Source organism: Wenzhouxiangella sp. AB-CW3 (assembly GCF_014725735.1).
Taxonomy (GTDB): Bacteria; Pseudomonadota; Gammaproteobacteria; order Xanthomonadales; family Wenzhouxiangellaceae; genus Wenzhouxiangella.
In genome coordinates this window covers 145,001-162,518 of the sequence record NZ_CP061368.1, presented here as the reverse complement: position 1 = coordinate 162,518, position 17,518 = coordinate 145,001, and the positions used below count along the sequence as shown (strand labels likewise).

Here is a 17,518-nt window from a genome sequence, read left to right as displayed (position 1 = left end):
GTACATGCCGATTCAAGACTGAAATCCAACAACCATTTCAATAGACCGACGGAGCCACCGATGAACGACATCAGGACCTTTCTGCGGGAATTCAACGAGTACTGGGTGCGCCCCGACGCGCAAGCCATACTCGACAACGTCACCGATGACTTCCGCTTTTCCATGGCCGGCGGCAGAACAGTCTCTGGCAAGGCCGATTTCAAGGGCTTTCTCAAAGAGATGGGGAGTGGCGGCGCCGACATGGCGCTGGACATTGCCAGCATCATCGTCGAGGGCGAACGTGCCGCGGCCCATGGCGAGATCTCCATGACCGACGAACAGGGCCGGCGCCGGGTGTATGCCTTCTGCGATATCTACCGGCTCGCTTCGGGCAAGGTGGCCGAACTGACCGCCTATGTTGTGGAAATCAACGGCAACGACAAGTACTAATGCGGTCACTAATCAGCAGACTGGTAAGGAGTACACCATGAGATTCATGATCATCGTCAAGGGCGACGAACGCATTGAGGCCGGCGAGATGCCGCGAGCAGAAGACATCGCCGCCATGGCCGATTACCACGAAGAGCTGGCCGAGGCCGGCGTGCTGTTGGCCGCCGATGGCCTCCAGCCGACATCGAAAGGATTTCGGGTACGCTACGATGGCGAGGAGCGTCAGTTGATCGACGGACCTTTTGCCGAGACACGCGAACTGATCGCCGGGTTCACCATGATCCAGGTCGATTCGCGCGAGGAAGCCGTCGCCTGGGCGCGGCGTTTCCCCAATCCTGCCGGCGAGGGCAATGCCTGCGAGATCGAGGTGCGGCAGGTCTTCGAGCTGGACGATTTCGAGCCCAGCGACGGAGTGGAGCGCTTCCGCAGGATGGAAGCGGAAGGAAAAGTGACATGAAAGGACTGATTACCTGCCTGTGGTTCGACGGCCAGGCCGAAGAGGCGGCCGAATTCTACGTGTCGACGTTTCCCAATTCGACCATCCTCGAGCGAAATCCCGCGCCCGATGCCCCGGCCGGCAGTCCGCCGCTGACGGTGGTTTTCTGCCTCGACGGGCGCCCGTTTGTCGCTCTAAATGGCGGCCCGCAATTCAACTTCAGCGAGGCGGTCTCCACCCAGGTCATGTGCGAGACGCAGGAAGAAGTCGACTACTACTGGGAACGTCTCGGCGACGGGGGCGACGAATCCGCTCGTCAGTGTGGCTGGCTGAAGGACCGCTTCGGGCTGTCCTGGCAAATCATACCGGTGCAGCTTCCAGCCCTGCTGGCCGATCCCGACCGGTCCAAAGCCACGCGGGTCATGCAGGCGATGCTATTAACCCGGCACGAATGTAGATCGCATTCAGCCGCAGTGTGCGCTTCGGCAGCAAGGCAGCGAAACGCCGCTGTAGCACTCCTACAGCAAGTTTCGATAACGCAGTCTGCCGAAGCGCACACTGCGGCCTGACTTTTTAGAATCAGATAGTTAGGGGCTTCAATCAGGGCCCGACTCTGCGTTCTCGCTCTTGCCAAGGGGATCACCCTTGGCGGCGAGCGACGCCTTGATTCGGGCCCTGATTGAAGCCCTGAATGTGATCTACATTCGTGCCGGGTTAATAACGATGAAGAAGATCGATATTGCCGCACTCGAAGCGGCCGCCCGTGGCGACTGAACTTATCAGGAAAACCATTGGATTCAATGGAGGAAGACAGTATGTCCATGTCCGCACCGACTCCGCACCTGATCGTCAATGACGGCCAGGCCGCGGTCGATTTCTATCACCGCGCCTTCGGCGCCGAACTGATCGACAAACACGTTGCCGAGGACGGCAAGCGTTACATGCATGCCGCCCTCAGCATGGGCGAGGGCCGGCTGTTCCTGCACGACGAGTTCCCGGAGTTCGAGGGCTGCGCCGGCGCCGTGTCTCCGAAAAGGCTGGAATCGGCCAGTTGCACGTTTCATCTCGATGTGGCCGATGCCGACGCTGCCTGGCAGCAGGCCATCGACGCCGGGGCCGAGGAAGTCATGGCGCTGGAAGACCAGTTCTGGGGCATGCGCTACGGCCAGTTGCGCGACCCCTTCGGGTATGTCTGGTCCATCGGGGGGCCGATCAGCTCCGGGTGATCTGGTCGATGGATCACAGCCGCCTAATGTGTTCCTGGCTCGACTGCGCCTGCATCACGATGGGGACGATGCCTCGACAGTTCGCGCGCGCCGCCGCTGAAACTCCAGGCGCGATATCCCATCCGGCGCATGCGTTCGGCCAGAAAGGCGCTTTTCAGTCCGAATTCGCAGACCAGCAAGTAAGAGCGGTCGGCCGGCAGGTTGCCGGCAAATTCCATGGCTCGGTCGAAGTCGAGGTGAATGGCGCCGGGCCAGGATGCTTTCAGGAAGTCGGCCTCACGGCACAGGTCGATGACGGCTGCGCCATCGGGCACCTGGTCGACTTCGACCGTCTCTTGCGGCTCGACCGGCGCGAAGTCCTCGCGCCGGAGGGTCCGGCGTTCTGCAGCCAGGGTTTCGGCCAGTTGCTTGCCGATCCGTGCTTCCTGCCGGTCCAGGCGTGCGGGGCGGCAGCTGGTGATCGGCTTGCCGCCATCCAGGGCACAGAATTCGATATTGCGGGCACAGGTTTCGTAGGTGCCGATCTGCCGGGCCGCGGCAATGATTTCTTCCTTGTTCAGGCCCACCAGCGGCCTGAGCACGGGGGTGCGAACATGGGCTTCAATCGACCGCAGGTTGGCCAGCGTTTGTGAAGAAACCTGACCGATGACTTCGCCGGTGATCAGTGCTTCAGCCCGGGTGTCGTGGGCGATGCGGTCGGCGGCATGCATCATCATGCGCTTGAGGAGCACCTGCCAGTAGCTGCCATGAACCTGCTGACGCATGCGCGCGACCACCGGCCGGAAATCGACCACGTGCAGGCGGGATTCCGAGCCGGCCATCCAGCGCTCATCAAGGACCTCGAGCACTTGACGCACCGAGCGTTCCTGTGGCCAGCCGGCCAGGCTGAACACGACGAAATCCAGATCCATGCCGCGCAGCAGCATGCGCCAGGCAGCCACTGCCGAGTCGAAGCCGCCGGATATCAGTGCCAGTCCGCGACCGCCCGTACCCAGCGGCAAGCCACCACTGGCCGGCAGCGGCTCGTCGAACAGCAGCAGGCCATCGTTTCGAATTTCCACATGCACCCGCAGTTCCGGCTGGTCAAGATCGACCTGCCCGCCGGCATCGACCAGTACCTGTCCGAGCACACGGGCGGCAGCGTTGGTCCCCGGCATGCCCGGGGCCGGATGCCCGACCCGGCGCGGGCGGATGGCAAAGCGGCATCCACCGGATACCTGTTGGGAAAACAGGCGGTGGACCTGTTCGGCGGCGGTCTCCAGCCGACCATCCTCGACCCGGTATGCAACACGCACCGACTGTATGCCGAAGACCCGGCTGAGCACTTCAGCGGCACCGGGTCGGGCCTGCTCGATATCGATTCGGTCCCGGCGGTCGATAATCCGCCCGCCGAGATCGTTGCGATCCAGCGCGGCACGCAGGTTGGCCCGCAAGCGGCGGTGGAAACTGCGCCGCGTCACGGAAGACTTGGTCGATACCTCGCCGGACAGGCTCAGTGAAAGTATGGTTTGCGGGATTTCGTGCTGCATCCGCCTGAAGGCACACTGGATCTGGGCAATCCCCCATCATGGGAACTAATGTCGGCAGGGTCAAGGCGTCGGGCCGGCGGAGGATTCAGGGCATCCCGTCCCGATGGGCGCGTGGTAGCATTGCGCACTGGAAAGAAGCCCTGATCGCGTTGCATGATCGCCAAGCTTGCTGGCCCGATGCGTTTCATCGCCGGACCCGGACCGGACCGGTCCAATAACTGCCCGACCGCGGCCGCCAGCTGAGGGGGATCGGCGACGATGAACCGCATCTTCCTGATCGGCCCGATGGGTTCGGGCAAAACCACCGTGGGTCGTCACCTGGCACGGCGTTTCGGGATGACGTTCTGTGATCTGGACCATGAAATTCAGGCACGCTGCGGAGTCGAGGTGGCGGTGATTTTCGAGATCGAGGGCGAAGCCGGGTTTCGTGAACGCGAAAGCCGCCTGCTCGATGAACTCAGCCAGCGTGACAATATTGTGCTGGCCACCGGGGGCGGCAGCGTACTGAATCCGGACAACCGGCGGCTACTGCGCGAACGCGGCCTGGTGGTTTACCTGGAAACGACCGTTGATCAGCAGCTTCGTCGGCTCGAACGCGACAAGCAGCGCCCCCTGCTGCAAGCTCCCGATCGCAAGCGCCGGTTGCGCGATCTGGCCCAGGAGCGCAACCCCGTCTACCGGGAGGCTGCGGAACTGGTCGTGGTATCGGCCGACATCCCCCCTCCGGCCATGGCGGCCCGGGTGGAAAAAGCCATACGCAGGCATGCACAAGAGGAAGGTATCGGATGAAGGTTGTTCAGGTTGAGCACGGCGCGGGCCACTACCCGGTCTACGTGGGCCAGCGCCTTTTGAGCATGTCCGGCATCTGGGAGCGCCACCTGGAGGGCCGGGTGCTGGTCGTCAGCGACGAAACCGTGGCCGGCCATCACCTGGAGCGCATGCGGCCCTTGTTGCGGGAATACGGCCGGCACCGCGAATTGATCCTGCCGCCGGGCGAGTCGTTCAAGACCATCGAGCAGTGGTCGCGTGTCATCGATGCGCTGGTGGAGATGGGTGCCCAGCGCGATGCGACGGTGATTGCGCTCGGCGGCGGCGTGGTCGGCGACCTGGCCGGCTTTGCCGCGGCCAGTTACATGCGCGGTATTCGTGTCGTGCAGATGCCGACTACCCTGCTCGCCCAGGTTGATGCCTCGGTGGGTGGCAAGACCGGTGTCAACCACAGTTCCGGCAAGAATCTGATCGGCGCCTTTCATCAGCCAGCCGCCGTGGTGGCCGACCTCGATACCCTGGGCACCCTGGGCAATCGCGACTATCGCGCCGGCATGGCCGAGGTGGTCAAGTACGGTGCCATCCGGGACCCGCACCTGTTTTCCTGGCTCGAAAGCAATGCCGATGCGCTGTCCTCGCGCCTGCCCGATTTACTGGCCGAATCGGTTTACCAGTCGGTTCGCAACAAGGCCGAAGTGGTCGCGGCCGATGAGCGCGAGGCCGGCCAGCGCGCACTCCTGAATTTCGGCCACACTTTTGGTCACGCGCTGGAAACCGTGACCGACTACAGTCAGTACCGGCACGGCGAAGCCGTGGCCATCGGCATGGTGCTGGCTGCCCGGATGAGTGAACTGATGGGCATGACCGAGATCGGTACGGCCGACCGGCTTGCCCGGCTGCTCGACCAGTTCGGCCTGCCGACGCGATTGCCGGACGACATTCAACGCCGCAGTCTGCTGCGGCTCATGCGCCTGGACAAGAAGAACCGGGCCGACCAGATCCGGCTGATCCTGCTGGAGTCCATAGGTCGGGCCGTGGTTCGGTCTTGCCCGGCCGACGATATTCTCGAGGTACTCAATCAATCATGACTGCTTCCCGCCACGACAGCCTTTTCATGCGCGCCCTCAGGCGCGAGGAAGTCGAACGCACACCGATCTGGCTGATGCGCCAGGCCGGGCGTTACCTGCCCGAATACCTGGCCACCCGTGAGCGTGCCGGCAGTTTCCTGGAACTGGCCGGCACCCCGGAACTGGCCTGCGAGGTCACGCTGCAGCCGATCGAGCGCTACGGCTTCGACGCGTCCATCCTGTTTTCGGACATCCTGATCATTCCCCATGCCATGGGACGCGGGCTGGGCTTCGCGCCGGGCGAAGGACCGTATTTCGAGAAACCCGTGCGGACGGTAGCCGATATTGACAACCTGGGCCGGATTGATCCGAACGACGACACCGGGTACGTGATGGAGGCGGTCCGCCTGATTCGCGCCGCCCTGCCCGAGGCAACCCCGCTGATCGGCTTTGCCGGCAGCCCCTGGACGGTCGCTACCTACCTGATTGAAGGCAAGAGCAGCAAGGATTACGCGCTGGCCAAGAAGCTGCTGCTGGCCGAACCGGCAGCGGCAACCCGGTTGCTCGATCATCTGGCCGATTCCACCGCCGACTATCTAATTGCCCAGGTCGAGGCCGGTGCCGATGCTCTGATGATCTTTGACTCCTGGGGCGGAGTGCTCTCGCCACGGCTGTACCATGAATTCTCGCTGGCCTCTCAGCAGCGCATCGTCGAGAAGCTCGACCAGCACTGCCCCCACATACCGCTGATTCTGTTCGGCAAGGGATGCGGGCAGCACTTGGAGGCCATGGCCGAAACCGGCTGTGCCGCTCTGGGGGTGGACTGGACCATGGACCTCAGCGTCGCCCGCGCACGGGTCGGGGATCAGGTGGCCCTGCAGGGCAATCTGGACCCGGCCGTGATGCTGACCACGCCGGAAGTCATCGAGCGCGAGGCACGGCGTGTACTCGACAGCTTCGGCGAAGGTCCGGGACACATCTTCAACCTCGGCCACGGCATCACCCCGCAGGTCGACCCGGACAACGTTGCTTGCCTGGTCGAAACCGTGCGCAGGGAAAGCCGGCGCACCTGACGCTGTCGGCTCGGGGGAAGCGACCGGTTGCCCTTGTTGGGGTCAGTGTGTATTATACGAATAATACACTTTTGTGACGGGTAACTGCCGCTTGCTGCTCAGGATCGATTCATCCTCGGGAGTGCCTCTGTATCGCCAGATTGTCGATCAGATTCAATGGATGATCAGTGCCGGTCGGCTGCAGGAGGGTGACGAGCTGCCATCGGTGCGCGACATCGCACGGCATCACCAGATCAACCCGATGACCGTTTCAAAGGCCTACAGCCTGATGGAAGCCGAAGGCCTCGTCGAACGTCAGCGCGGCAAACCCATGAGGGTGCGCACTCTCAGTCTGCAACCCGAATCGCCGGCACTCCGGCTCAAGCGGATCGAGCCGGAGATTCGCAGGCTGGTCATGGCAGCGCGCCAGCTGGACATTCCTGCCGACGAACTGCTTGCAGCCATTGGCCAATACCTGGAGGACAACGGGGATGAATGATTCGATCACCATCGAACTGAGTGGACTCGACAAGCACTTCGGGGCGGTGCATGCCCTGCGCGAGGTATCGGCGACCGCCCGCGCCAGCGACATCATCGGACTGGTCGGGCGCAATGGCGCAGGCAAGACCACCCTGCTGGAGACACTGGCAGGTTTGCAGTTTGCCGACCGGGGCCGGGCACGCGTACTCGGCTGCGATTCAGGCCGCATGGATGATCAGACACGCAACCGTCTAGGCATGGTGCTGCAGGACGACGAACTGTTCGGATGGCTGACGGTGGACCGGCACATCGATCTGGTCGGGCGTTTCTATTCACGCTTTGACCGTTCGCGCATCGAGGAGCTGCTTAACGGATGGGGGGTTGCCCTCCAACGCAAGGTCGGCAACCTTTCGCGCGGCCAACGCCAGATGGTGGGAATCGCCCTGGCGCTGGGTCACGATCCGGATGTGCTGCTGCTCGACGAGCCGGCATCGGCACTCGACCCGGTAGCCCGCCAGAGTTTTTTGCAGGAACTGGTCAGTATCGCCTGCGACAGTGCCCGCACCATCGTATTCTCCACCCATCTTATCGGTGACCTCGAACGGATTGCCAACCGCCTGTGGCTGATGCGCGATGGGGAGCTGGTACACACCCTGGCTGTTTCTGATCATGCTGACCGCGGTGTTCCCACAGGACGATGGCTGGGCGATCTGGCTGGGCTGGCCGATCGCGCTGACCACTGCGGGGATGGCCGCCAGTCGGGTGCAACTGATGCTTCAGTCGCGGTTGCCTCGGCTGTGGCCATCCGGCCCGAAACAGCTCTTCCTGGCGCTCGCAGCAGTCATCGTGGCTGCCTGCCTGCCAGCCTGGGTGCTGGCCGCAGCCGGTCCAGCACCTGCCCAGCAGGCCATTGCAACCCTGTCGCTGGCCTTGCTGGGCACGGCTGTGGGGTTGCGCTACGGCCCGAATGGACTGATGTGGCTGGTCCTGCTCATCTTGCTGGTCGGCCGCCTGGGCACCATCAACCCGGTGGCATCCATTGTGGAGTTCGGGCTGATCGCAACTGTTATCGCTGCGGCTCTGGCGGCGTGGAGCTGGCACATATGCAGCAGGCGCAATGCAGGGGAAGTCGACTTTCCGGAAAGGCTGCGCCGTTACTGCGGGATCGTCCGCGTCAGCCCCTGGGATGGCGTCTGATGGCCGCCTACCTGTTGTTTGGCGTGCTGCTGATGACCCTGTTCTGGGAACCGGCCGATGTCCTGGCCGGCCGAGACGGGCCGCAGGAATTCTTTTTTCTGGCTGGCAGCATCACCTTCTTGAGCGTTATCTTTCTGGGTCTTTCCACGGCGCACGAGTTGCTCAATTTTCGGGCCAGGCTGCGCTTCTTGATCCTGCTGCCGGGCCATGATCGCGACCAGCTCCGACTGATGGCGGCGGGTGGACTGTGTCGGGCGTGGCTGGTACTGGCCCTGCCTCCCCAACTGGTTCTGATCGCGGGCGCCGGACGGACGGAGGACGTTGATGGCGCACAGGTGGCGCTGTTTTCTCTGGCGGCACTGGGTGGCCTGGCCGTGCTGGCCACTCTGGCGTTGAGGGTGGTGGCCATCGAAAATCATTCGGCCTCGGTGTTGGGGCTGGTTGGCATGGGCGTACTGGCAATGGCCGGGGGGCTTTCCGGTTACCGACTGTGGACACTGGAACCGGAACCTTGGGTGGTTTTCGGCTGCCTGTTGGCAAGTGGCCTGGTCGGACTGGGGTGCTGGATTTGGGCCGCTGCGGCATGGCGACGCCTGTCATTGCCGCGCATCGATCACTGGCCACTGATCAGACTGGCACGGGAAAGCTCGTTTGGGTAGCGAGAATACGGGCCATACGGGGCCATGCCCGAAAGGTCAACCCTGGCGCAACTGCTTTTCCAGTTTCGCCCAGGTATCGCGCAGTGTGACGGCCCGATTGAGGACCGGCGCATCGCTTGTGCCGTCCGGGTCGGGCACGAAGTAACCGAGGCGCTCGAACTGGAAGAAATCACCCACCTGCGACTGCTCGGTACCCGGCTCGATGCGGGCATCGTGCAGGACCTCGAGCGATTGCTCGTTAAGGTGCTCGACAAAGTCCCGTTCCTTGTCACCGCCGGGATGCGGCACTTTGAACAGCCGGTCGTAAAGGCGCACCTCGGCCTTGACGGCATGTTCGGCCGAGACCCAGTGAATGGTGCCCTTGACCTTGCGGTCGGCTCCCGGCTGGCCTGAGCGGGTTTCGTGATCGACGGTGCAGTGCAACTCGACGAGGTTGCCGGCCTCGTCCTTGACGACTTCGTCGCAGCGAATGATAAAGGCGTTTCTCAGTCGCACCTCGCCGCCGGGCTTGAGACGGAAAAACTTCTTGGGCGCCTCTTCCAGGAAATCATCCTGCTCGATGAAGATTTCCCGGGTCATGGGCACGTTGCGCGTTCCCATGTCCGGGTTCTGCGGATGGTTGGCCGCTTCCAGCCACTCGGTCTCGCCTTCGGGGAAGTTGGTCAGCACGAGCTTGAGCGGCTTGAGCACCGCCATTCGCCGCGGAGCACGAACATTGAGGTCATCGCGAAGATTGCGCTCGAGCACGCCGAACGGAATGATGCTCTCTGACTTGGTCACCCCGATTTCGGTGCAGAAATTGCGAATTGACTCGGGGGTGAAACCACGTCGGCGCAGGCCAGCCAGGGTCGGCAGCCTGGGATCATCCCAGCCGGAAACGTGACCCTCGTCCACCAGCCGCGTCAGGCGCCGCTTCGACAGCACGGTGAAATCGATATTGAGGCGGGCAAACTCGATCTGGTGGGGACGCGAGGGCACTGGCAGGTGTTCGACCAGCCAGTCGTAGAGCGGGCGATGATCCTCGAACTCCAGTGTGCAGAGCGAATGCGTGATGTGCTCGATGGCATCACTCTGGCCGTGGGCGAAATCGTAGCTGGGGTAGATACACCAGTCGTTGCCGGTGCGCGGATGCTCCTGGTGGCGGATTCGGTAGATGACCGGGTCGCGCAGGTTGATGTTGGACGCGGTCATGTCGATCTTCGCGCGCAGCACACAGGCGCCATCGGGCAGTTGGCCGTTTCGCATGCGCTCGAACAGCAGGCGGTTTTCCGACACGCTGCGGTCGCGGTGTGGGCTGTTGGTACCCGGCTCGGTGAGTGTGCCGCGCTGCTCGCGGATGGCATCGGCATCCTGCTCGTCGACATAGGCCAGGCCGTTGTCGAGCAGGTGCAGGGCGTAGTTGTATAGAGTTTCAAAATAATCCGAGGCATAGCACTCGTTCTTCCATTCATAACCCAGCCAGCACACATCTTCCTTGATGGCGTCGATATAGCGCTGCTCTTCCTTCTCCGGGTTGGTGTCGTCGAATCGGAGATTGGTGTAGCCGCCGAACTCCTCGGGCAGGGCGAAATTGAGCACGATGGACTTGGCATGACCGATGTGCAGATAGCCATTCGGCTCGGGCGGAAAACGCGTGACGATTCGCTCATACTGCCCGGCATCCAGCTCCCTGATGATGCGATTGCGAATGAAATTGGTCGGCGCACTCGGCTGCTCGTTACTGCTCATCAGAATCGGCCCGGTTCAGAATCAAGCCCGACATTATACCGCCGCCGCCAACTCTCCCGTCTCCCGTCTCCAAACTAGACCCAACCGGTCCCATGCGCTACCCTTCCGGGGCCGGACAACAATCAACAGAACGGACCCAGCCCGATGAGCGAAGAGTTTCGATTCAACCACCACAAGTTGTCCAACCGCATCCTGATGGGCCTCGGCCTGGGACTGGTGGTTGGCCTGCTCATGAATTTCACGATTGCCGACACCGATTGGGCACAAGCCTGGTTGATCGGGGGGCTGTTCGAGGTGGTTGGCGAGGCATTCGTCCGTTTTCTGAGCATGCTCATCGTGCCGATCGTCTTTGTTTCGCTGATTACCGGGGTTTCCTCCCTGGCGGATCCAAAAAGCCTGGGGCGCGTCGGCGGAAAGGCCATCGGACTTTACCTGATCACCACGGGCGTCGCCATTGTTCTTGCGCTGTCGGCCGGTCAGATCTTTCAAACGGGCGTGGGCGCGAGCCCGCCAGACATGGAGCCACCTCAGATTTCCGATGCCCCACCGTTTACCGAGGTGCTCGTTGACCTGATTCCGGCCAATCCGGTCGAGGCCATGGCCGAGGGCAACATGCTGCCGATCATCGTGTTTGCCATACTGCTCGGGCTGGCCATGTCCTTTGCCGGACAGCCCGGGAAACGCTGCGCCGACTTTTTCGCCGACTTCATGGAAGTGGTGATGAAACTGGTCGGCATCGTCATGCTGATTGCACCCTACGGTGTTTTTGCTCTAATCGCCGGCATGGCGGCGACCACGGGCTGGGGCACGTTCGCCGGTGTATTGAAGTACGTAATCCTGGTGCTGGCGATATTGATTCTGCACGCCGCCGTGGTCTACCCGACATTGTTGAAGTTGTTCACCGGCCTTAGCCCTCTAGTGTTCTATCGTCAGATTCGGGACGTGTTGGCGTTTGCATTCTCCACGGCGTCGTCGGGCGCGACCATTCCGGTCACGCTGCGGGCGGTGCAGGAGCGGCTGGGGGCAAGTAACCGGGTCAGTTCGTTTACCGTACCGCTGGGCGCGACCATCAATATGGACGGCACCGCCATCATGCAGGGTATTGCCGTGGGCTTCATTGCCCAGTATTACGGCGTGGACCTCAGCTTCACGCAGTACCTGATGGTGGTGTTCATGGTCATCATGGCATCCATCGGGGCGGCCGGCGTGCCCGGTGTCGGGCTGATTCTATTGGCCGGCGTGCTTTCGCAGGTGGGACTACCGGCCGAAGGGATTGCGCTGATTCTGGGGGTCGATCGATTGCTGGACATGACCCGGACTGCCGTCAACGTGACCGGGGATGCCACTGTGACCTGTATCGTGGCGAACGGCGAGGGCGAACTGGATCGGGACCGGTTCTACGACACCGACCTGCCCGAAGCCGATAGAAAGGCCAGAGCCTGACGGCTGCTATCGCGGCAGCATCCCTTCCAGCGCGTACCGTGCCCGGGCCTGCACGCCGAGCCCCTCGGGGTTTTCGAGGCGGTCGACAAAGGCCAGGCGATGCTGCAACCCGGCGCGATTGGCAATCTGGATGGCCAGTCCGGGCCGCGCATTGAGCTCCAGAACCAGTGGGCCGTGGTGCTCGTCCAGGACTATATCAACGCCCAGGTAGCCCAGCGGCACGGCATCGAAACAGCGAGCAGACAGCCGAATCAACCCTTCCCAGCCCGGCATCTGGAAGCCGGTGATCGGAATCCCTGTGTCCGGGTGTTCGTTGACGATGTCGTGATGCATCACGGCAGAAAGCGTTTGACCAGTGGCCATGTCAATTCCAGCGCCGATGGCACCCTGATGAAGATTGGCCTTGCCACCGGAACGGCGCGTGGGGAGGCGAACCATGGCCATGACCGGGACGCCACGAAAGACGATCACGCGAATATCGGGCACGCCTTCGGGAGCGATCGGTCGCAGGACCGGGTCGGTGCGGACCAGCGCCTCGATGAGCGCACTGTCAAGTTGTCCGCCCAGCGAGTACATGCCGGCAAGAATGCCGGAGACATGGTACTGAATATCGGCAATCGAGAGCAGTGACCCTCCGGGACCAAGCCAGTCGCTGCCGCGGCGCCCCAGCGTCACGAGTACACCGTCACCGCCGGTGCCGGTAGCCGGCTTGATGGCAAAGGCATCAAGCTGTTCGAGTCGCTGTGCCAGCAGCCGGGCCTGATACTGCCCACGAACCACGCCAAGTTGCTCGGGGACGGCGATGCCATGGGCTTTCAGCCGAGCCTTGCACAGAACCTTGTCGTCGACCAGTGGATAGAGGTGTCGGGGATTGTGCTGCAGAACATAGCGGGCGTTGCGGGCGTTGAGGCCCAGCACACCGGATTGACGGAGTTTTCTAACGAGCCCGATCACAACTCTTTGGCCAAACGTCGGAAACGAAGCAACTCGGACAGGCGATATCCGGAGTAGCGGCCCATCAGCAGGGTCAAGCCGAGAATGGCCAGCAGCATTTCGGGAAAAACAAAGACGAGGTGCTGGACATGATCGCGACTCATGACAAAGAAGGCGAGACTGGCGATCACCGCAGTGCCGGCGGCCTCGACCAGGGCTTCGCCGGGGCCGCGCTCCTCCCAGACGATCGACATTCGTTCAATGACCATGGCCATGATGACCATGGGGAACAGGCCGACCGACAGGCCAACCTCCCAACCGAGCTGGTGACTGATCAGACTCAAAAGCACCATCAGGGCAACAACGATGATCAGCACAGCCGTCAAGCGTGGAACAAGCAGTAACCGTAACCGCTCCAGGTAAAAGCGTAAAAGCAGGCCGGCACCCACCACCAGTGAGAACAGCACCAGCCCGCCAGTCAGCCCGGTCTCGCGGAATGCCAGGGCGATAAGAACCGGCATGAAAGTACCGAATGATCGTAGCCCGACGAGGTTGCGCATAAGTACCATGATGAAGCCTCCAACCGGGACCAGAAGCAACACCGCGTAGACCGTTTGCGCCTGCACCGGCAGATCAAGCATGCTGAGACGGGAAGGCCAGGCATCGCGTGCACTGGCACGCTGGTCGGCCAAGTCCAGCGCACCGAGTTCGTTGCGGCGAATCGACCAGCTCAGCTCTGCCAGTTGTGCGCCGTCGATGGCCAGCACCGGTTGCTCGCCCCGCCACCAGATCAGAAAGTTCTCAGGCAATCCTCTACGCCCGGTTCCGGGATCGAAGAACAGCCACTCCCGCCCGTTGTGAACGGCGAGCAATTGTTCGGGCTGTGCCCGTCGTTCAGAGTGGGTCAGGGTGAAGCCGTTAACTTGTTCGGTTGGAATGCGGGCACCGGCAAGCAAGGTGCGGGCGACACGTACCGGATTGTCACGGTACTGCTCGCTATCGAGAAACAGCGCGATCTCTTCTGAGGGTGATGGGCTATTGATGCGGGCCACCATTTCCGCAGCAAAAGAGGAGATGTCGGCCGATTGCCGGCGCACGTCTTCAACAATCGTTTCCATGGCCGTGGCAAACGGTTCTGACATACGCGGAACCGGCGGATAGGGGGGGACCGGGGCAAAGTCCTCTTCCCCACGATCCGGGTAGAAGACACCGCTGTAGTACAGAAGCTGGCGTTGACTAGCCCTGCGTACGGCCCAGTTCGCGGTCCGGCTCCACCGGTCCTCCGAAGTGGTGAGCCCATAGCCGCGGGAGATGAAGTTTTCACGCAACCGGCCCAGACCCGGCGTCACCGATGGCAAATCAAGCTCCACCTTGACCGGGCCACCTTCCGGCTGAATGGCCAGTCGAACCTCGGCCGTCCAGGAGGCTTCGGTCTGGTCGGGCAGCAGTGGGTAGCCCAATGACAGGTGCTTGTGCGCAACAATCGCCAGGCCAGCCAGAACCAGGCCTATGCTGATCAGCAACCAATGCAGGCGCTGACTCATTTGCCGTCTTCTTCCCCGGAGCAATCCGGCGGAAAAAGAAAGGTCTGACCACTGTCGATCAACGCATAGCCTTCCAATGCACTACGCCCAAGTAGCAGAGGGTAGATGAAGTTGCTGCGATCGATCAGGTTCACCTCCACCTCTCTGCGCCGATCACCAAAGCACAGGGGCATCATCACCACCGGCCGCCGCTGATACTCACCGCCGTGACGCACAATGCGAACATTGCGCAGCAGCGGCTTTTCCAATGTCACCTGCTCTTCGGTTTCCGGATCCGTCACTGTAAACCGAACCCAGCGGTCACCATCACGTCGAAACCGCTCAATGTCAGTGGCATCAAGCGAGGAGTTGGCGGCTCCGGAGTCCAGCTTGGCCTTCATGGAGAACTTCCCGTCCAACAACTCGACCCGCTCGACCCAGCCAAAGATCTCAAGCTCAAACTGATCAGAAGACTCAGCCGCAAGGAACACCGGCGTGAGCAACAGAAGGAGTAGCAACAAGGGAACAGTGACTATGCGCATGGGCATGCTGTGGGCAATGCTGGAAAGACGGGAATTATAGCAACCCCTCCAGACTCCGTAACCCCCTGACAACCGGCATCTTTTCGGCACTGAACATTACAGAAAGCGCCGAGACTCGGAGAATCTCGGGGCTTTTGGGATAGATGCCTGGCAGGCCCCTCTGGAACAGCATGGCGGTTTTCGCCGACAGGCGAAAGAAGCCTTGCTGTGGAAGAGGAGAATGGCCGTGCAGCTCGGAACACGGGTACGATTTGCGGCGAAGCCGCAAGAAGTGCCCGTGTGGAGAGCGCCCGTGCGTGACCGTAGGCACGGCCTGATCGGCCCCTTCGAACCGGCTCCTTTCGCTATCGCGAAAACCGCCGATCCGAGATGGCCGGGCCCGCCAGCCCGCTAAGGCCGAAAAGTTACGGGGTTTTGGGGTATGGATTCCTGGCAGCGTAGCCCGGCGCGGCATGGCGGTTTGCGGCGAAAGCCGCAAGAAGCCTTGCCGCAGAGGGCGGCCACGCGTGACCGTAGGCACTGCCAGTCGCTGACGAGGCACCAAACGCAAAAAAAAGCCCCGAAACTCTCGGAGTCTCGGGGCTTTCAGGATAGATGCCTGGCAGTGACCTACTCTCGCACGGCAAAACCGCACTACCATCGGCGCTGGCGCGTTTCACTGCCGAGTTCGGGATGGGATCGGGTGGTTCCACGCCGCTATTGCCGCCAGGCAAAGTCAATCGTTCGCCGGCCAAAGGCCGGAGCGATTGATCCCGGACTTGATCCGGGACCTCCCTGCCATTGGCAGGGATTCCGGGATCACCGGGATCGGAAATTCTGTTCAAAGAGCGCTGATTGCGTCTGTCGCAATTGGCTTTGGTGTTATATGACCAAGCCTCACGGGCAATTAGTACTGGTTAGCTTCATGCATTACTGCACTTCCACACCCAGCCTATCAACCTGGTAGTCTTCCAGGGCCCTTCAGGGACCTCAAGGGTCCAGTGAGACCTCATCTTGGGATGGGCTTCCCGCTTAGATGCTTTCAGCGGTTATCCCTGCCGATCGTAGCTACCCGGCAATGCATCTGGCGATACAACCGGAACACCAGCGGATCGTCCACTCCGGTCCTCTCGTACTAGGAGCAGATTCCCTCAAGTCTCAAACGCCCACGGCAGATAGGGACCGAACTGTCTCACGACGTTCTAAACCCAGCTCGCGTACCACTTTAAATGGCGAACAGCCATACCCTTGGGACCGGCTACAGCCCCAGGATGTGATGAGCCGACATCGAGGTGCCAAACACCGCCGTCGATATGAACTCTTGGGCGGTATCAGCCTGTTATCCCCGGAGTACCTTTTATCCGTTGAGCGATGGCCCTTCCATACAGAACCACCGGATCACTAAGACCTACTTTCGTACCTGCTCGATCCGTCGATCTTGCAGTCAAGCACCCTTGTGCCTTTGCACTCAGCGCACGATGTCCGACCGTGCTGAGGGTACCTTCGTGCTCCTCCGTTACTCTTTGGGAGGAGACCGCCCCAGTCAAACTACCCACCACACATTGTTCCCGAACCGGATAACGGTCCTGGGTTAGAACTCCAATTACACCAGGGTGGTATTTCAAGGTTGGCTCCACGCAGACTGGCGTCCACGCTTCAAAGCCTCCCACCTATCCTACACAGGAATAACCGAAGTTCAATGTGAAGCTGTAGTAAAGGTTCACGGGGTCTTTCCGTCTAGCCGCGGGTACACAGCATCTTCACTGCGATTTCAATTTCACTGAGTCTCGGGTGGAGACAGTGTGGCCATCGTTACGCCATTCGTGCAGGTCGGAACTTACCCGACAAGGAATTTCGCTACCTTAGGACCGTTATAGTTACGGCCGCCGTTTACCGGGGCTTCGATCAAGAGCTTCGTCCGAAGACTAACCCCATCACTTAACCTTCCGGCACCGGGCAGGCGTCACACCCTATACGTCCACTTACGTGTTTGCAGAGTGCTGTGTTTTTAATAAACAGTCGCAGCCACCTGGTCACTGCGGCCTCCAGAAGCTCAGAGAGCAAGTCTCATCACCGCCAGAGGCGTACCTTCTCCCGAAGTTACGGTACCATTTTGCCTAGTTCCTTCACCCGAGTTCTCTCAAGCGCCTTGGGATTCTCACCCTGCCTACCTGTGTCGGTTTACGGTACGGTCACGTGTTACCTGAAGCTTAGAAGATTTTCCTGGAAGCATGGCATCAATACCTTCGCCCCACATAGGGGGCTCCCCATCGCATCTCGGCATTGATCCCCCGGATTTGCCTAAGGGACCTGCCTACTTGCTTGGACCGGGACAACCAACGCCCGGCGCACCTAGCCTTCTCCGTCTCTCCATCGCAGTAACACCTGGTGCAGGAATATTAACCTGCTTCCCATCGACTACGCCTTTCGGCCTCGCCTTAGGGGCCGACTCACCCTGCGCCGATTAACGTTGCGCGAGGAAACCTTGGGCTTTCGGCGAACGGGTTTTTCACCCGTTTTATCGTTA

The 17,518-nt window shown here is 61.3% G+C and carries 16 protein-coding genes and 2 rRNA genes (1 of these 18 only partly in view); 11 read left to right on the top strand and 7 right to left on the bottom strand.

The annotated features are described in order from the left end of the window. The first annotated feature begins 60 nt into the window (after window positions 1-60). From IC757_RS00720 to IC757_RS00705, 5 genes are all read left to right on the top strand, one after another. Window positions 61-429, top strand: coding sequence for a nuclear transport factor 2 family protein (locus IC757_RS00720; RefSeq protein WP_190975505.1), 369 nt, complete (start codon window positions 61-63; stop codon window positions 427-429). A 37-nt stretch (window positions 430-466) separates the two neighbouring features. Continuing rightward, on the top strand, window positions 467-886 hold the full coding sequence (locus tag IC757_RS00715) for a YciI family protein (protein WP_190975504.1): 420 nt from the start codon (window positions 467-469) through the stop codon (window positions 884-886). Beyond that, window positions 883-1,434 carry a VOC family protein gene (locus IC757_RS00710; protein WP_190975503.1) on the top strand — a complete coding sequence of 184 codons (552 nt, stop codon included), beginning with the start codon at window positions 883-885 and terminating at the stop codon, window positions 1,432-1,434. Before IC757_RS00715 ends, IC757_RS00710 begins: the two co-directional genes overlap by 4 nt. A 76-nt stretch (window positions 1,435-1,510) precedes the next feature. Then, the gene (locus IC757_RS16825) at window positions 1,511-1,639 is read left to right on the top strand and encodes a hypothetical protein (protein WP_263405577.1); all 129 of its coding nucleotides are present in this window, start codon (window positions 1,511-1,513) and stop codon (window positions 1,637-1,639) included. A gap of 47 nt (window positions 1,640-1,686) precedes the next feature. Then, the gene (locus IC757_RS00705; protein ID WP_223846191.1) at window positions 1,687-2,091 is read left to right on the top strand and encodes a VOC family protein; all 405 of its coding nucleotides are present in this window, start codon (window positions 1,687-1,689) and stop codon (window positions 2,089-2,091) included. Between the two features lie 23 nt (window positions 2,092-2,114). Here IC757_RS00705 and thiI read toward each other — a convergent pair whose 3' ends face one another. Beyond that, the gene (thiI, locus tag IC757_RS00700; RefSeq protein ID WP_190975501.1) at window positions 2,115-3,620 is read right to left on the bottom strand and encodes a tRNA uracil 4-sulfurtransferase ThiI; all 1,506 of its coding nucleotides are present in this window, start codon (window positions 3,618-3,620) and stop codon (window positions 2,115-2,117) included. A 258-nt stretch (window positions 3,621-3,878) separates the two neighbouring features. Between thiI and aroK the strand changes: the two genes are divergently transcribed. The 5 genes from aroK to IC757_RS00675 all read left to right on the top strand — a co-directional run bounded on the left by aroK (window position 3,879) and on the right by IC757_RS00675 (window position 8,843). Further along, a complete protein-coding gene (gene aroK / locus IC757_RS00695) occupies window positions 3,879-4,409 on the top strand; it encodes a shikimate kinase AroK (RefSeq protein WP_190975500.1) in 531 nt (176 codons plus the stop codon). Further along, on the top strand, window positions 4,406-5,476 hold the full coding sequence (gene aroB, locus IC757_RS00690) for a 3-dehydroquinate synthase (RefSeq protein ID WP_190975499.1): 1,071 nt from the start codon (window positions 4,406-4,408) through the stop codon (window positions 5,474-5,476). Before aroK ends, aroB begins: the two co-directional genes overlap by 4 nt. Continuing rightward, window positions 5,473-6,528: a uroporphyrinogen decarboxylase gene (gene hemE / locus IC757_RS00685; protein WP_190975498.1), complete on the top strand. Its 1,056-nt coding sequence runs from the start codon at window positions 5,473-5,475 to the stop codon at window positions 6,526-6,528. Before aroB ends, hemE begins: the two co-directional genes overlap by 4 nt. Window positions 6,529-6,601: 73 nt before the next feature. Beyond that, window positions 6,602-7,006, top strand: a complete 405-nt coding sequence (locus IC757_RS00680) for a GntR family transcriptional regulator (RefSeq protein WP_223846190.1) — start codon at window positions 6,602-6,604, stop codon at window positions 7,004-7,006. Beyond that, window positions 6,999-8,843 (top strand): ABC transporter ATP-binding protein, encoded by a 1,845-nt coding sequence (locus IC757_RS00675; protein ID WP_190975497.1) that lies wholly within the window; start codon window positions 6,999-7,001, stop codon window positions 8,841-8,843. Before IC757_RS00680 ends, IC757_RS00675 begins: the two co-directional genes overlap by 8 nt. A gap of 36 nt (window positions 8,844-8,879) precedes the next feature. On the opposite strand, the gene IC757_RS00670 is transcribed toward IC757_RS00675, so the two are convergent. Continuing rightward, window positions 8,880-10,571: a glutamine--tRNA ligase/YqeY domain fusion protein gene (locus tag IC757_RS00670; RefSeq protein ID WP_190975496.1), complete on the bottom strand. Its 1,692-nt coding sequence runs from the start codon at window positions 10,569-10,571 to the stop codon at window positions 8,880-8,882. 144 nt (window positions 10,572-10,715) lie between these two features. Here IC757_RS00670 and IC757_RS00665 point away from each other — a divergent pair, with 144 nt between their 5' ends. Then, a complete protein-coding gene (locus IC757_RS00665) occupies window positions 10,716-12,014 on the top strand; it encodes a dicarboxylate/amino acid:cation symporter (protein WP_190975495.1) in 1,299 nt (432 codons plus the stop codon). Between the two features lie 6 nt (window positions 12,015-12,020). On the opposite strand, the gene IC757_RS00660 is transcribed toward IC757_RS00665, so the two are convergent. From IC757_RS00660 to IC757_RS00640, 5 genes are all read right to left on the bottom strand, one after another. Beyond that, a complete protein-coding gene (locus IC757_RS00660) occupies window positions 12,021-12,968 on the bottom strand; it encodes an alpha-L-glutamate ligase-like protein (RefSeq protein WP_223846189.1) in 948 nt (315 codons plus the stop codon). Next, window positions 12,965-14,491: a UUP1 family membrane protein gene (locus tag IC757_RS00655; protein ID WP_190975494.1), complete on the bottom strand. Its 1,527-nt coding sequence runs from the start codon at window positions 14,489-14,491 to the stop codon at window positions 12,965-12,967. Before IC757_RS00655 ends, IC757_RS00660 begins: the two co-directional genes overlap by 4 nt. Beyond that, a complete protein-coding gene (locus IC757_RS00650; RefSeq protein WP_190975493.1) occupies window positions 14,488-15,018 on the bottom strand; it encodes an ATP-dependent zinc protease in 531 nt (176 codons plus the stop codon). Before IC757_RS00650 ends, IC757_RS00655 begins: the two co-directional genes overlap by 4 nt. A 590-nt stretch (window positions 15,019-15,608) precedes the next feature. Further along, window positions 15,609-15,722 (bottom strand): 5S ribosomal RNA (rrf, locus tag IC757_RS00645). Between the two features lie 155 nt (window positions 15,723-15,877). Next, a 23S ribosomal RNA gene (locus IC757_RS00640) occupies window positions 15,878-17,518 on the bottom strand; it runs 1,252 nt beyond the window's last position.

Bases quoted from the DNA above. Each gene is read 5' to 3' on its own strand.
- IC757_RS00720 (WP_190975505.1), top strand. From the start codon at position 61: ATGAACGACATCAGGACCTTTCTGCGGGAATTCAACGAGTACTGGGTG.
- IC757_RS00715 (WP_190975504.1), top strand. From the start codon at position 467: ATGAGATTCATGATCATCGTCAAGGGCGACGAACGCATTGAGGCCGGC.
- IC757_RS00710 (WP_190975503.1), top strand. From the start codon at position 883: ATGAAAGGACTGATTACCTGCCTGTGGTTCGACGGCCAGGCCGAAGAG.
- IC757_RS00705 (WP_223846191.1), top strand. From the start codon at position 1,687: ATGTCCGCACCGACTCCGCACCTGATCGTCAATGACGGCCAGGCCGCG.
- thiI (WP_190975501.1), bottom strand. From the start codon at position 3,620: ATGCAGCACGAAATCCCGCAAACCATACTTTCACTGAGCCTGTCCGGC.
- aroK (WP_190975500.1), top strand. From the start codon at position 3,879: ATGAACCGCATCTTCCTGATCGGCCCGATGGGTTCGGGCAAAACCACC.
- aroB (WP_190975499.1), top strand. From the start codon at position 4,406: ATGAAGGTTGTTCAGGTTGAGCACGGCGCGGGCCACTACCCGGTCTAC.
- hemE (WP_190975498.1), top strand. From the start codon at position 5,473: ATGACTGCTTCCCGCCACGACAGCCTTTTCATGCGCGCCCTCAGGCGC.
- IC757_RS00675 (WP_190975497.1), top strand. From the start codon at position 6,999: ATGAATGATTCGATCACCATCGAACTGAGTGGACTCGACAAGCACTTC.
- IC757_RS00670 (WP_190975496.1), bottom strand. From the start codon at position 10,571: ATGAGCAGTAACGAGCAGCCGAGTGCGCCGACCAATTTCATTCGCAAT.
- IC757_RS00665 (WP_190975495.1), top strand. From the start codon at position 10,716: ATGAGCGAAGAGTTTCGATTCAACCACCACAAGTTGTCCAACCGCATC.
- IC757_RS00655 (WP_190975494.1), bottom strand. From the start codon at position 14,491: ATGAGTCAGCGCCTGCATTGGTTGCTGATCAGCATAGGCCTGGTTCTG.
- IC757_RS00650 (WP_190975493.1), bottom strand. From the start codon at position 15,018: ATGCCCATGCGCATAGTCACTGTTCCCTTGTTGCTACTCCTTCTGTTG.